Annotated in this window: 12 protein-coding genes; 4 read left to right on the forward strand and 8 right to left on the reverse strand. The window is 39.5% G+C overall.

The features are described from left to right. Window positions 1–151 precede the first annotated feature (151 nt). Window positions 152–2,923, forward strand: a complete 2,772-nt coding sequence (polA, locus tag ACLBWE_RS08815; RefSeq protein ID WP_348951723.1) for a DNA polymerase I — start codon at window positions 152–154, stop codon at window positions 2,921–2,923. 55 nt (window positions 2,924–2,978) lie between these two features. Here the strand turns inward: polA and ACLBWE_RS08820 are convergent, their stop codons facing one another. The 5 genes from ACLBWE_RS08820 to ppx are packed head-to-tail and all read right to left on the reverse strand — an operon-like array spanning window position 2,979 to window position 8,078. Beyond that, window positions 2,979–3,548 (reverse strand): YggT family protein, encoded by a 570-nt coding sequence (locus tag ACLBWE_RS08820; RefSeq protein ID WP_003655065.1) that lies wholly within the window; start codon window positions 3,546–3,548, stop codon window positions 2,979–2,981. 21 nt (window positions 3,549–3,569) lie between these two features. Next, entirely contained in the window at window positions 3,570–4,406 is an 837-nt protein-coding gene (proC, locus tag ACLBWE_RS08825) for a pyrroline-5-carboxylate reductase (protein ID WP_080026326.1), read from the reverse strand. Further along, complete coding sequence (tilS, locus tag ACLBWE_RS08830) at window positions 4,378–5,781, reverse strand: tRNA lysidine(34) synthetase TilS (RefSeq protein WP_447602399.1); 1,404 nt, start codon at window positions 5,779–5,781, stop codon at window positions 4,378–4,380. Before tilS ends, proC begins: the two co-directional genes overlap by 29 nt. Beyond that, the gene (locus ACLBWE_RS08835; protein ID WP_003655062.1) at window positions 5,718–6,539 is read right to left on the reverse strand and encodes an acetyl-CoA carboxylase carboxyltransferase subunit alpha; all 822 of its coding nucleotides are present in this window, start codon (window positions 6,537–6,539) and stop codon (window positions 5,718–5,720) included. Before ACLBWE_RS08835 ends, tilS begins: the two co-directional genes overlap by 64 nt. Window positions 6,540–6,557: 18 nt before the next feature. Then, window positions 6,558–8,078, reverse strand: a complete 1,521-nt coding sequence (ppx, locus tag ACLBWE_RS08840) for an exopolyphosphatase (protein WP_017388337.1) — start codon at window positions 8,076–8,078, stop codon at window positions 6,558–6,560. A 279-nt stretch (window positions 8,079–8,357) separates the two neighbouring features. Between ppx and trxA the strand changes: the two genes are divergently transcribed. Continuing rightward, the gene (trxA, locus tag ACLBWE_RS08845) at window positions 8,358–8,684 is read left to right on the forward strand and encodes a thioredoxin (protein ID WP_003655060.1); all 327 of its coding nucleotides are present in this window, start codon (window positions 8,358–8,360) and stop codon (window positions 8,682–8,684) included. A gap of 322 nt (window positions 8,685–9,006) precedes the next feature. Further along, entirely contained in the window at window positions 9,007–10,275 is a 1,269-nt protein-coding gene (rho, locus tag ACLBWE_RS08850) for a transcription termination factor Rho (RefSeq protein WP_003655059.1), read from the forward strand. A 164-nt stretch (window positions 10,276–10,439) separates the two neighbouring features. Here the strand turns inward: rho and ACLBWE_RS08855 are convergent, their stop codons facing one another. Then, the gene (locus ACLBWE_RS08855) at window positions 10,440–10,592 is read right to left on the reverse strand and encodes a hypothetical protein (RefSeq protein WP_080026324.1); all 153 of its coding nucleotides are present in this window, start codon (window positions 10,590–10,592) and stop codon (window positions 10,440–10,442) included. A 94-nt stretch (window positions 10,593–10,686) separates the two neighbouring features. On the opposite strand from ACLBWE_RS08855, the gene ACLBWE_RS08860 reads away from it, so the two are divergent. Then, window positions 10,687–10,932 carry a hypothetical protein gene (locus ACLBWE_RS08860; RefSeq protein ID WP_133747670.1) on the forward strand — a complete coding sequence of 82 codons (246 nt, stop codon included), beginning with the start codon at window positions 10,687–10,689 and terminating at the stop codon, window positions 10,930–10,932. Between the two features lie 157 nt (window positions 10,933–11,089). On the opposite strand, the gene ACLBWE_RS08865 is transcribed toward ACLBWE_RS08860, so the two are convergent. Together ACLBWE_RS08865 and pheT are read right to left on the reverse strand one after the other, a co-directional pair. After that, window positions 11,090–11,386, reverse strand: coding sequence for an integration host factor subunit alpha (locus ACLBWE_RS08865; protein WP_000126166.1), 297 nt, complete (start codon window positions 11,384–11,386; stop codon window positions 11,090–11,092). Beyond that, complete coding sequence (gene pheT, locus ACLBWE_RS08870) at window positions 11,383–13,764, reverse strand: phenylalanine--tRNA ligase subunit beta (RefSeq protein WP_447602406.1); 2,382 nt, start codon at window positions 13,762–13,764, stop codon at window positions 11,383–11,385. Before pheT ends, ACLBWE_RS08865 begins: the two co-directional genes overlap by 4 nt. Between the last annotated feature and the right edge of the window lie 2 nt (window positions 13,765–13,766).

The following is a 13,766-nucleotide window of genomic DNA, read 5'->3' on the forward strand; positions in this document are numbered from 1 at the left end:
CTTAGCAATATGACACCTTCATTACATGTCATCTTACTTTAAGCAAATACAAGCGTATATTTATACATACAAAATACTGCAAAAATCATAAATCTGCATTCATATCCGTTTTCACGTAAAATACCCGTAATTCAGATTAAGGAATTGTTCAATGCCACCATTTGTCTTGGTTGATGGGTCCTATTTTTTATTTCGTGCATATCATGCATTACCACCATTGACGACCTCTACAGGGTTACATACCAATGCAATACGTGGAGCAATTTCTGCGATTCAAAAATTGATGCGTCGTATGCAACCTACGCATATGGCTGTAATTTTTGATACCCCCGAACCAACCTTCCGTCATAAGCTTTCACCGATCTATAAAGGTGACCGCCCGAGCATGCCCGAAGAGTTGTCTCAACAAATTCCATATTTACATGCATTGATTAAAGCTCAAGGTATTCCTTTATATAGTCTCCCTGGCGCGGAAGCAGATGACATTATCGGTACACTTGCTAAACGTGCCGTACTCGAAGGACACCATGTTCTTATCTCGACTGGAGATAAAGACATGGCTCAATTAGTTAATGATCATGTAAAGTTAGAAGATAGCTTTAAAGATCGCGTAATGGACACCGACGGTGTTTTTGAAAAATTTGGAGTTTGGCCAAATCAGATTATCGACTATTTGACTCTAATGGGCGATGCATCTGACGGAATTATGGGTGTACCGGGTGTAGGAGCAAAGACAGCAGCCAAATTACTAACTGAATATGGCACGTTGGACAATATCATTGCCAATGCAGACCAACTTAAAGGCAAGATTAGCCAGAATATCAAAGATAATTTAGACAATATTAAGCTTGATCATCAGTTAGCAAGCATTGTGTGCGATCTTCCTTTAGAACTCGATTGGCATGAATTAAAGCTTATCGACCCAAATGTTGATGCTTTGCGCAACCTATATACTGAGCTTGAATTTAGAAATCAGTTACAGTCGCTTGATCATCCAAATAATCCGAACAGCTCTAGTTATAAACAACAAGTTTCACAGGTCGTAGTTCAAGATGAAGTTAAACCGGCTGATTCTATAGAAACTGAAGATCAGTCAAGCTTAACCAGTCAAGATGATCAACTTGGAACCGCCAATTACCACACTGTTTTAACTCAAGAAGCATGGGATCAACTCTGGCAACGCATGCAAAATGCCGATCATTTTGCCATTGATACAGAAACTACAAGCCTTGATTACCGCATTGCCGAGATGGTTGGTTTTTCAATCGCCTTTGATGCACAAGACGCTTACTATGTTCCTTTGGCACATAACTATGAAAATGCTCCACAGCAACTGAATCGTGAACAAATTCTGGCTCAAATTAAGCCTGTATTAGAAAATGAAGCAGTTAAAAAAATTGGCCATCATCTTAAATATGATGCACACATTTTTGCAAACCACGGCATTGAGCTAAAAGGCTGGTATTTCGATACCATGTTGGCATCTTACGTATTGAATGCGGCAGCGACTCGTCATGGAATGGATGATGTTGCTCGTGTCTACTTAAGTCACTTAACAACAACTTTTGAGCAAATTGCCGGCAAAGGTGCAAAGCAGAAAACATTTAATCAAATTGAGATTGAAGTCGCTGCCCACTATGCAGCAGAAGATGCGCATGTCACCTATCGTTTGTATGAAGTACTTTCAAATAAACTTAAGCCATTCCCTGAGCTAGAAAATATTTTATATAACATCGAAATGCCAGTTGCCCGAATTTTATCAGGCATGGAAGAAAATGGCATTCGTTTAGATCATGCATTCCTAGATAACTTAAGTGTTGAATTTGCAAAAACGATGGAAGGGCTTGAAAATCAAGCCATGGAAATTGCAGATGAAACTTTTAATATTGCTTCACCTAAACAAGTAGGCGAAATACTATTTGATAAATTAGGAATCAAAGGTGGTAAAAAAACCGCAACTGGGCAATACAGTACAAGCGAAAGTGTTTTAGAAAAAATTGAGCATCCTTTAGCAGAAATTATTTTAGAACATCGCGGATTGGCAAAGCTAAAGAGTACTTATACTGACCGTTTGGTTGAGCAGTCTCATAATGATACGCATCGTGTACATACGAGCTATCATCAAGCTTTAACAGCAACAGGCCGCCTCTCCTCTTCTGACCCTAACTTACAGAATATTCCAATTCGTAGACAAATTGGTCGTCAGATTCGTAAAGCATTCATTGCACCAGAAGGCCGAGTTCTATTGGCTGCCGATTACTCGCAAATTGAACTACGTTTAATGGCACATTTTTCTCAAGATGATGCTTTAGTACATGCATTCCAGCATGGACAAGACGTTCACCGCCGTACTGCAGCAGAAGTATTGGGTATTGCAATTGAAGATGTGACTAATGATCAACGTCGCCAAGCTAAGGCAGTAAACTTTGGTCTACTGTATGGTATGTCTGAGTTTGGTTTGATTCGTCAGTTAGGTTTCACACGTCAAGAGTCGCAGAACTATATCAAACAGTACTTCCAACGCTATCCTGGCATTTATGAATATATGCAACGCACACGTCAAGTTGCATCAGAGCAAGGATTTGTTGAAACTATTTTAGGCCGTCGTCTTTATACGCCAGATATTGATGCACGAAATGTGATGGTGCGTAAGGCTGCCGAACGTGCTGCGATCAATGCACCGTTACAAGGCAGTGCGGCTGATATTATTAAAATTGCGATGATTGAAGTTGATAAAATCTTGCCAAAAGATCAAGCCAAGTTACTACTTCAAGTACACGATGAATTAGTTTTTGAAGCCGATCAAAACATTGCTGAAGAACTTTCCAAACAAATCGCAAAAGTCATGGAATCAGTTGTAGAAATTTCTGTGCCTTTAGTGGTTGAGGTAGGACAAGGTCTAAACTGGGATGATGCTCATTAATTAACAGAAATAAAAAAAAGGGCTGTGAAATACAGCCCTTTTTTATTGAGTCAGCTTAAAGTCCTGTTAATAGAACTTTCGCTACTTCATTCATTAAAATTTCGGCAATATAGAGTGCCAAAAATGCCAAAATTGGAGATAAGTCAATCATTCCCATATTAGGCAATAAACGGCGGAATGGTGCGAGTAATGGTTCAGCTAAATCTTGAATCACCTCAATATAAGGTGAACGCGATTGAGTAAACATGACCACCCAACTCAAAATGATTGTTGCGAAAATTAAATAACGGCAGAAACGAATCAAGTCCTGAATCATAGTTACAAATGTCAGAATCAGTAAATGAATCGGACTATTTGGCATAGAGCCAGAAAGATACATCACACCGAAAATTTTCAGTAAATACAACGTAATTAAAAGAACCAACGCAGCCAAATTAAATCGGCCTTTTGCGACCGTCGGAAAAATTCGGCCAAAAATATCAACAATTTTAGTCGCTTTTACGGTCGATAAAACCACAGGATTATAAGGACTTACTGCCGCTAATTGCATTAAAAAACGGAAAAAGACCAATAAAATCGCGACATTAATTAAAATTCCAAAAATTAGCGCAGAATTTGCACCCATAGTTGTCTTATCCTATTTAAGCTATTTCGCACTGTCACTCAATTCTTGAGCCAATTCTTGGCTACGCTTCTGTGCAGCAGCCAATGCAGATTGAATATTTTGGGAGATTTGTGCACGGTCAAAAACTTCAAGTGCAGCTTGTGTTGTACCATTTGGCGATGTCACATTCTTACGAAGTTCAGATGGAGTATTTGAACTGGTAATTGCCATTTGAGCTGCACCTAACGCCGTTTGAAGAGTCAAAGCGGTTGCAACTTTTTCATCTAGTCCTAAATTTTTACCCGCACGGATCATACTTTCCATGAGATAGAAAAAATATGCAGGACCTGAGCCAGAAACTGCTGTTACCGCATCAATTTGAGCTTCGGAGTTTACCCAAATTGTTAAGCCTGTGGCTGCTAAAATCTGACTTGTTAATTCACGATCCGAAGTACCCACTACATCATTTGCATAGATACCATGAGCGCCAGTTTGAACCAGAGCTGGTGTATTTGGCATAACTCGCACAATTCGATCGCTATCAATTAAATTTGATATCGTTTGGATTTCAGCACCAGCAATAATTGAAATGACCAATTTATCTGATAACAGACCTTTTAAGGGACGTAAAACAGTCGCCAAAACTTGAGGCTTTACCGCCAATACGACAACATCAGCATTTTGAATTGCAGCCACGTTATCTTGTGTTACGTGGACTTCTTTCTCTTGTAATAATTGACGGATCTGTTCAACAGGATCTGAAACTGTAATACGTGTCGGTGGTAAACCTCTTGAAACCAGCCCGCCAATTAAAGCTTGGGCCATATTACCGCCACCAATAAAACAGATATTACAATTTACTGCACTTGCCATAACCATATTCGCCATTTACCAGATTACAAGAATGAGAAATTAAATCTGGTTGCCATCCTCCTTGCTCACAATACGGAGACTGAGCCAACCAAAATCCTTTCGGTGTAAAAACCCCAAGCATAACATTATCTATGACTAATATTTGAATTGTATGACGAAGCCAAGGCAAAATATGTGCTTCTTGAATTGCTTTTTTTAATGGCCATTGGCCAATACGACCATATAAATGGACTTTTTCCCCACCTTGACGTCGAATTATTGTCAATTTTTCATTTAATAAAGATGAAGCCAAACCGATTTTTTTTTGTTTAATCTGAAAATTTCCTGAAGCGTAATGCACTATTTCTCCCATTTGGAAATGATGCTCCGATTCAGCTTCAACTGGACTTAATGTTTCAGCAAGAAAAGCCTGCTTACTCAATCTATAAAGATGATTTTGATAACGGACATAGTAAAACTGATTCCAGTGTAATGCTGCTTGTGCGTCAGACTTTGAATCAATCACTTCATTTTTTAAACGCTCGACCATTTCAAATGCAGGTCGATATTGCCCATCACCTTTCATCCAAACTGAAAGCAACTGGCGCTGACGGGCAGCCGATAAACCCAACAATTTAGTTAAGTCTAAACACTCAGCGGTGCCACAATGCTTTAAATCGACTATCAATACTTCTTCTAAAATTTCAGAAGCATCTTGCATCAAATAACTGGTTCGACTAAGTGCTTGCTGCATTTTAGGAAAGCGGTTTTGTAAGAAAGGCCAAAGTTCCTCACGTGACCACGCCCTATCATAATGAATATCGTAATTTGTAGGGTCATTTACATACTCAATTTCAAGTTGAGTAGTCCAATCGGTAATTTGCTCACGAGTTAAATCTAAAAAAGGACGCCAAATTGTCATGTCTGCACGATAATCAATAGATTGCATGGCAGCCAATCCATCAACACCTGCACCCGATAACAACCTCAACATTACTGTTTCAGCCTGATCTTGCTGATGATGAGCAAGCACTAAAATCTCGTTGGCTTGTAAATGCTGTCGATAAGCTTGATAACGTGCCTGACGTGCTTGAGCTTCCAAATTACCGTCGGTAACTTGAACTTTTTGAATAATATAAGGAATATCTAAGCGAGTAGCTTGTTTAGCAACGAGTTTCCCCCATTCTGCACTTTGTGATTGCAGTTGATGATCGATATAAATCGCTCGGATCTTTTGAGGAGAAATTTGAGACATCAAATGGAGTAGCAGCATTGAATCCATGCCGCCACTACATCCAATAAGAAAAGAACTATTTTCTGAAAACAGTTGAGCCTGCTTTAAGACATTATGCCTAAATTTGCGCTGCCAAACTTCATTAAACGTTGATAACGTGCTTCGCATCGTTCATTTGCATCCAGTGGTAGCAATTCATCCAAAGCTTGCTTCAAAACTACTTTTAGGTTTTGCATGACTTGCTCAGGGTCTAAATGTGCCCCTTCGCCTTCATCTACTACATATTCAACAATACCTAGAGATTGTAATTTGTCTGCTGTCAAACCTAAAGCTTCACTCGCTTGAGCCGCTTTTTCAGCAGTTTTCCATAAAATAGATGCGCAGCCTTCTGGTGAAATCACAGAATAGATACTGTGCGACAACATAATTACTCTGTCAGCCACACCAATACCTAAAGCACCACCAGAACCCCCTTCACCCAGTACTGTTGCAACAACAGGAACTTTCAAACGTGAAAGTTGAGCAAGGCTAGTTGCAATTGCTTCGGCTTGTCCACGCTCTTCAGCACCAACACCCGGGTAAGCACCCATAGTATCAATAAACGTGAAAACCGGAAGATTAAAACGCTCAGCCATATCTAATAGGCGTTGAGATTTACGGTAACCTTCAGGATTAGCCATACCGAAGTTATGCTTTAATTTTTCACGGGTACTACGACCACGGTGTTGTCCAATGACCATCACAGGTTGACCGTCAAAACGAGCAAGACCACCTACCATCGCACCATCGTCACCAAACAAACGATCACCATGCAAGGCGTCAAACTCTGTAAAGATTTCACCGACATAATCTAGAAACTGCGGACGTTCAGGATGACGTGCAATTTGAACCGTTGTCCAAGCTTTGGACTGAGTAGATTTTTTCATAGGTCGAATATTATCCCTTTAATCGATAAATTTTTCCGACTGAATATTCAATTCAATGTCCCAATGCTTAAACTGCTCTTGCTCATCATGCAAGTCGGCAACTAACAATGGCCATTGTTTGGCATCACCAGAAACACTAAGCTGCCATTGTTGATCATTTATGATGGTCAGTTCAATGGCAGGAAGCATCTGATCACTTCGACTATGGTTGAGTAAAACTGCTAGGCGAAGCAATAAACTTAAGTAAAGTAATTTATGACCACCAGCCTTCAAAATTTCGTTTTTTACATCATTTCGTAATTTACGACGATGATGAGCAACTAAATGTGAAAGATGATTTTGATCAATTTGCGAGAAACCCGGAATATCAGAATGCTGTAATAAATAAGCACCATGGCGATGATAACCACCATGACTAATTGCTAAACCAATTTCATGTAAATAAGCTGACCGACGCAGTAAGTCACTGTCTTCACTCGTTAAATTAAGAGATTTAGCAACACCATCAAATAATTGTTGTGCTGTCTTGACAACACGTTCTGCTTGTTTAGGGTCGGCATTATAACGGCCCATTAGAGCTTGTACACTGCGGTCGCGGATATCTTCATGTTTAAATCGACCTAATAGGTCATACATAACACCTTCGCGTAATGCACCATCAGAATATGCCAAACGATCAATTTCTAGAACTTCAAAAACTGCGTACAAAATTGCCAATCCGGCTGGCAAAACTGCTCGTCGATCTTCTCTTAATCCTTCAAAATCAATTTCAGAAACATTTTTAAACTTAAGTAATTTATCTTTGAGTTTGTATAACCCTTCTCGAGTGACATTTTCTTGTTCATCACTTAAGCCCATATTGACCATAATTTGGCGACAGGCTTTAATCGTTCCACTCGAACCAACGACAGTATCCCACCCTTCCATTTTATAAGTCGTTGCAATAGCAGAAAGCTCTTTACGGGCAGCAACTACGGCCTTATCAAATGATTTCTGAGTAATTTCCCCATCAGCAAAGTAGGCTGTTGTATAGGCTACACAACCCATTTGTAATGACTCGGTGTAAATCGGTTCAAACTCTTCACCAATAATGAATTCGGTAGAACCACCACCAATATCAACAACTAAGCGACGTCCACCATTAGCCATGGTATGCGATACGCCCAAATAAATCAGACGGGCTTCTTCTCGCCCTGCAATAATTTCAATAGGTTTAGGTAAAATTTCTGCAGCTTTTTGGATAAATTCATGACCATTTTTTGCCTGACGCAAGGCATTAGTAGCCACAATTCGTAAACGATTAGGTTGAACAGAACTCAATCTTCCAACAAAACGCGCTAGACATGCCAAACCACGTTGCTGAGCTGCTTCTGTTAAATTTTTATTCTCATCTAAACCAGCTGCAAGCTGTACTTTTTCTGACATCGAAGCAACTTTTTTAACTTCACCGTGATCTACCCGTGCAATTGCAAGGTGAAAGCTGTTCGACCCCATATCTATGGCGGCAAGTAATTCTTCATCAATCAGAAAGTCAGACATTATTGAACTAAACCCATAACAATTCACGCCTAGAGTAATTCACAAGAATGCAATTGAAAAGCCATTTTCATCAACAATTAACTGTCATTTATATTTTTCTATTTAAGAGTTGATTGTACAAGTCGATGATGAATATCGTGAGCATCCATTAGACAAATTTAGTTAAGCCTTGAATAATAGCATCAAACCCTTACATTGAACTAAGTAGCTATGTAATACTGATAGAGATAATTTTCTCCTGTAGTAATAGCACTTTTTTCTAAAAATTGGAGCCGTACCATGTCTGCGACTATTGTAAATACAACTGATGATAACTTCCAAGCAGATGTTCTAGACGCTGAAACACCTGTGCTTGTTGACTTCTGGGCAGGTTGGTGTGCACCTTGTAAAGCAATTGCACCTGTTCTTGAAGACTTATCAAGTGAATATGCTGGTAAAGTAAAAATTGTTAAAGTTGATGTGACTTCTTGCGAAGATATTGCGGTGAAATACAATATCCGTAATATTCCTGCATTATTACTTTTCAAAAATGGTGAAGTCGTAGCTCAACAAATTGGCGCTGTACCTCGCTCTAAACTTGTTAGCTTTATTGATGAAAATGTTTAAGTCAAAATGCTAAGAATGAAAATACGCTATACTTTTTTATAGCGTATTTTTTTCGGCTATAAATTGACAAATTAACTAAGCTGGCTTATATTACATGCTCAAGAGGCACTGAAGGGAATCATCTTCGTCCGGCTTCTTACAAGACACAAACATAAAGATCGCCACTCGGCAACAGAAATTGTTTTTTCACATTTTTCTTCGAAACAATCAATCAGACTTCTGAATTGTTATTGTGTAAATACAATTGCGATAATCTTTTTTGTATGCGAGCGATTTTTCTTCTTTTTAAACCACACTCTACTCTTTCCTAATTCTGACCCTTATGAATTTAACTGAACTCAAGAAAAAACCAATTGGTGAATTAATTAAAATTGCTGAATTTATGGGCCTGGAAGGTATGGCTCGTAACCGAAAGCAAGATATTATCTTTGCCATTTTGAAACGCCATGCAATGAATGGCGAAGAAATTTTTGGTGATGGCGTTCTTGAAATTCTCTCTGATGGTTTTGGTTTTTTGCGCTCTGCCGCAGGTTCGTATTTAGCAGGTCCGGATGATATTTATGTGAGTCCCTCACAAATCCGACGCTTTAACTTGCGTACAGGCGATACCATCACAGGTACTATTCGCCCTCCAAAAGAAGGTGAGCGTTATTTTGCGTTGCTCAAAGTTAACCAGATTAACTATGACACGCCAGAAAATTCTCGAAATAAAATTCTATTTGAAAACTTAACTCCCCTTTTCCCAACCGAACAATTGGTTATGGAACTAGGCAATGGTACGACAGAAGACTTAACTTCTCGTGTGGTTGACTTAGTTGCGCCAATTGGTAAAGGTCAACGTTCTATTATTGTTGCACCGCCAAAAGCGGGTAAAACAATGTTACTTCAAAATATTGCTCAATCTATTGTTAGAAACAATCCTGAAGTATTCCTGATTGTTCTATTAATTGACGAGCGTCCAGAAGAAGTAACTGAAATGGAACGTACTGTTCGCGGTGAAGTGATTGCTTCAACTTTTGATGAAGCTCCTGCTCGCCACGTACAAGTTGCAGAAATGGTGATTGAAAAAGCAAAACGTCTTGTTGAACATAAAAAAGACGTTGTGATTCTGCTTGACTCTATTACCCGTTTAGCGCGTGCATATAACACTGTCATTCCTTCATCAGGTAAAGTATTAACTGGTGGTGTAGATGCTCACGCATTAGAGCGCCCTAAACGCTTCTTCGGTGCTGCACGTAATATTGAAGAAGGTGGATCTCTTACGATCATCTCAACTGCTTTGATTGAAACAGGCAGTAAAATGGATGACGTAATTTATGAAGAATTCAAAGGTACAGGTAACCAAGAGATTACTCTTGATCGCCGTATTGCTGAAAAACGCGTCTTCCCTGCAATGAATATTAAGAAATCTGGCACCCGTCGTGAAGAACGCTTAATGGATGATGATAACTTACGTAAAGTATGGATCCTCCGCAAGCTTCTTCACCCTATGGACGAGTTGGCGGCAATGGAATTCTTACTTGATCGCATGAAAGAAACTAAAACAAATGATGATTTCTTCGATCAAATGAAACGTAAAGCTTCAACTTAATCGATTAATCTTCAATAAAAAGCCACTCTTTTGAGTGGCTTTTTATTTGGTTGACAAGCTTTACACAAAAATACATTTTGCAGTTTTTTATGTAAAATTATTTATAAGATTTTGATAATAAATATTTTTGAATTAAAAAAATTAAGTTTTTTAGTGGCTTACCTCTACCTTTTCCAATGTACTCGGGCTGATTGATTGTTTTTTTCTGTTAAAAAACAGACTGTTTTTCTCTTTTTCATACGTTTTTTTGACAGACGGCAGTAGTATTTCAGCATTTGCAGTGATAGCATAGCGGCAGACCAGTTAGACTGCTCCATGCGTTGTTACCTAGCTACGTTTTAGGAATAATAAAAGCAAAACAGTCCAACTTAGGTTTTTTTAATCTCAAATCTTTTTTGTGAGAGTGATGCCATGTTATTCAAAAAATTTGCTGTTGCTGCTGCTGTAGCTGCTACTTTAGCTTTCGTTGGTTGTTCTAAGAAAGAAGAAGCTCCTGCTGCTGCTTCTGAAGCTGTAGCTGCTGCTTCTGAAGCTACTACTGCTGCTTCTGAAGCTGCTACTGCTGCTTCTTCAGCTGTTGATGCTGCTTCTGAAGCTTCTGCTGCTGCTGCTTCTGCACCTGCTGCTTCTGAAGCTGCTGCTTCTGCTGCACACTAATCTATAATCTAGATTAGATAAAAAGAGGACATTTTGTCCTCTTTTTTTATGCCTAAATTTTAAATTCCTAAGGGTACTTCGCTTAATGTACCTAGATAAATTGACATAACATCGTAGTTAAATAAAGCTGTCTAAATATAAGTAAAAAAAAAGCAGATCAATCGATCTGCTCATTTCCAACGCGTTGTCTAAATTTCTGACCCGCTCTGAAGGTTACTACACGACGAGCAGAAATCGGAATTTCTTCGCCTGTCTTCGGATTACGTCCTGGACGTTCGCGTTTATCTCTTAATTCAAAATTACCGAAACCAGAGAGCTTAACCTGCTCCCCTGCAATAAGTGCTTGGCTAATTTCGTCGAAGAACAACTCGACCATTTGTTTTGCTTCACGGCGATTTAAGCTGGTTAACTCACTTAAATGATCAGCCATGTCTGCTTTAGTTAATGCTGTCATGAGGCCCTCAATGTCGCTTGATAAGTGTTTTCTAACACTTGGATAATATTGTCCATACCAGATTTAATTTCAGCATCTTCAAGCGTACGTGAAGGATGTTGCCACAATAGTGCGAACGCTAATGAGCGCTTACCATCTTCGACACCCTGCCCCGTATACACATCGAATAACCATGTAGAGTCTAAAAGCTCTCCACCAGTTTGTTCGATTAACTGCTGAATATCTCTAACATTTATATTATCAGAGATTAAAAGCGCAATATCACGTCTAACCGAAGGAAAACGTGATAATTCTGTAAAATTAGATACATAAGATTGCAAAACAGCTGTTTGATCGAGTTCAGCAACCCAAGTAGTGCTTAAATCAAGCTCATTTTCTAGAGATGGGTGCAAACGACCCAAATAACCAATTGACTTACCATCTACTAAAATTTCAGCTGATTGCCCTGGGTGCAACCACGCACGTTCTGAACGAACATATTCAACACTTACACGTCCAGCAGCTAATATCTCTTCTACTTCACCTTTGAAATCAAAGAAATCCATCGGTTGCGGTTTAGCATGCCATGATTCTGGCTCTTGCGAGCCGACTGCAACAAGAGCCAAAGTAGGAGTCTGTTGTAAGTCTTCAATGGTCTTAGCATTTTGATAATTAAAACGCAGTCCGAATTCGAAGAAGCGAACACGACTTTGCTGACGGTTGAGATTATATTGTACGCAAGGAACTAAACTAGAAAGTAAAGTACTACGCATTGCGGCTAAATCACTTGAAATTGGATTTGCGAGCATCAACGGCTTGACTTCGGGATTTAATTGCTTTTCAAGTTTGGCATCAGCAAAGCTAAAACTAATTGCTTCTTGATAACCTAACGTCACGATCGTTTGACGCAATTCAGCGAGTTCAAAGCGATCTTGGTATTTCGCAAATTTAACATCCATGCTTGGTAAGCTAATCTGGATATTGTCATAGCCATCAATACGCGCAACTTCCTCAATTAAATCTTGATAAATAGCCATATCGTAACGATGCGATGGTGGCACTACGCTCCATTCACCTTCAGCTTTAACTGTTACCTTACACCCTAGTCGGGTTAAAGCATCTGCAATGAACTCACCCGCGACTTGATATCCTAACAACTGGTCTACCTGAACTTGTTTCAGTTCAATGGCTTCACGTTTTGGAAGTAAGTCAGTTTTTTCAGCTACAGTAATTGGGCCAAATTCACCGCCCGCTAACTCTTGAATAAGCTGCGAAGCACGGTTCATCGCTATTAAAGGCAACTCAAAATCCACACCACGTTCATAACGCTGTGAAGAGTCTGTATGTAAACCAAAACGACGAGCACGACCAGCAATCGCGAGTGGCGCGAAGAATGCACTTTCTAGGAAGATATCGGTAGTGTCATCGGTTACACTTGATGCTAAACCGCCCATAATTCCAGCAATTGCTAAAGCTTTTTGGTCATCAGCAATAACCATAATATCTTCTTGCAACTCAACTTCTTGATCATTCAGAAGTTGTAACTTTTCTTGTTGTGTTGCTTGACGAACATGTACAGTCCCTTCGATTTTAGACAAATCGAATGCATGCATTGGTTGACCCAATTCCATTAAGACGTAGTTGGTCACATCAACCAAAATACTATGAGTACGAATTCCTGAACGTGATAACGCCTGTTGCATCCACTCAGGAGTCGCAGCTTTTACATTAACGTTTTTAACTACACGCCCTAGATAACGCGGAGCACCTTCAGTACTGATAACTACTTTTTTCTCATCAGCAATGGTGGCATCAACCGAGTTAATTACAGGTTCATTCATTTGCAGCTTATTAATAACTGCAATTTCACGAGCAATACCACGAATACTAAAACAGTCACCACGGTTTGGCGTAATACTGATATCAATGACATTGTCATCAAGTTTGAGGTATTCACGGATATTTACTCCTACTGGAGCATCCGCTGGCAGTTCGAGCAAACCATCGATTTTATCTTCAAGATCAATCTCAGAAGCACCACAAAGCATGCCTTGTGACTCAACTCCACGAAGTTTACCTTTTTTGATTTTAAAATCACCAGGTAAAACTGCACCAATGGTTGCCACAGGTGGTTTCATTCCAACGCGAACGTTAGGTGCACCACATACGATTTGCAGAGGCTCACCTGAACCAATATTCACTGTTGTTACACGCAGACGGTCTGCATCAGGATGCTGCTCAACAGTTAACACTTCACCGATTACAACACCTGTAAATGGTTTAGCCACAGGTGCCAATTCATCAACTTCAAGACCAAGCATCGTCAACTGATCAGACAATGTATCACTATCAATTGCTGGGTTAACCCATGTGCGTAGCCAATTTTCGCTAATCTTCATCT

This window comes from Acinetobacter sp. M5A5_2a (assembly GCF_053345265.1).

What these genes read in the sequence shown, in the direction of transcription:
- polA (WP_348951723.1), top strand. Translation starts at nt 152, where the DNA reads ATGCCACCATTTGTCTTGGTTGATGGGTCCTATTTTTTATTTCGTGCA.
- rho (WP_003655059.1), top strand. Translation starts at nt 9,007, where the DNA reads ATGAATTTAACTGAACTCAAGAAAAAACCAATTGGTGAATTAATTAAA.
- ACLBWE_RS08860 (WP_133747670.1), top strand. Translation starts at nt 10,687, where the DNA reads ATGTTATTCAAAAAATTTGCTGTTGCTGCTGCTGTAGCTGCTACTTTA.
- ACLBWE_RS08820 (WP_003655065.1), bottom strand. Translation starts at nt 3,548, where the DNA reads ATGGGTGCAAATTCTGCGCTAATTTTTGGAATTTTAATTAATGTCGCG.
- trxA (WP_003655060.1), top strand. Translation starts at nt 8,358, where the DNA reads ATGTCTGCGACTATTGTAAATACAACTGATGATAACTTCCAAGCAGAT.
- tilS (WP_447602399.1), bottom strand. Translation starts at nt 5,781, where the DNA reads ATGCGAAGCACGTTATCAACGTTTAATGAAGTTTGGCAGCGCAAATTT.
- ppx (WP_017388337.1), bottom strand. Translation starts at nt 8,078, where the DNA reads ATGTCTGACTTTCTGATTGATGAAGAATTACTTGCCGCCATAGATATG.
- proC (WP_080026326.1), bottom strand. Translation starts at nt 4,406, where the DNA reads ATGGTTATGGCAAGTGCAGTAAATTGTAATATCTGTTTTATTGGTGGC.
- ACLBWE_RS08865 (WP_000126166.1), bottom strand. Translation starts at nt 11,386, where the DNA reads ATGACAGCATTAACTAAAGCAGACATGGCTGATCATTTAAGTGAGTTA.
- pheT (WP_447602406.1), bottom strand. Translation starts at nt 13,764, where the DNA reads ATGAAGATTAGCGAAAATTGGCTACGCACATGGGTTAACCCAGCAATT.
- ACLBWE_RS08855 (WP_080026324.1), bottom strand. Translation starts at nt 10,592, where the DNA reads ATGGAGCAGTCTAACTGGTCTGCCGCTATGCTATCACTGCAAATGCTG.
- ACLBWE_RS08835 (WP_003655062.1), bottom strand. Translation starts at nt 6,539, where the DNA reads ATGAAAAAATCTACTCAGTCCAAAGCTTGGACAACGGTTCAAATTGCA.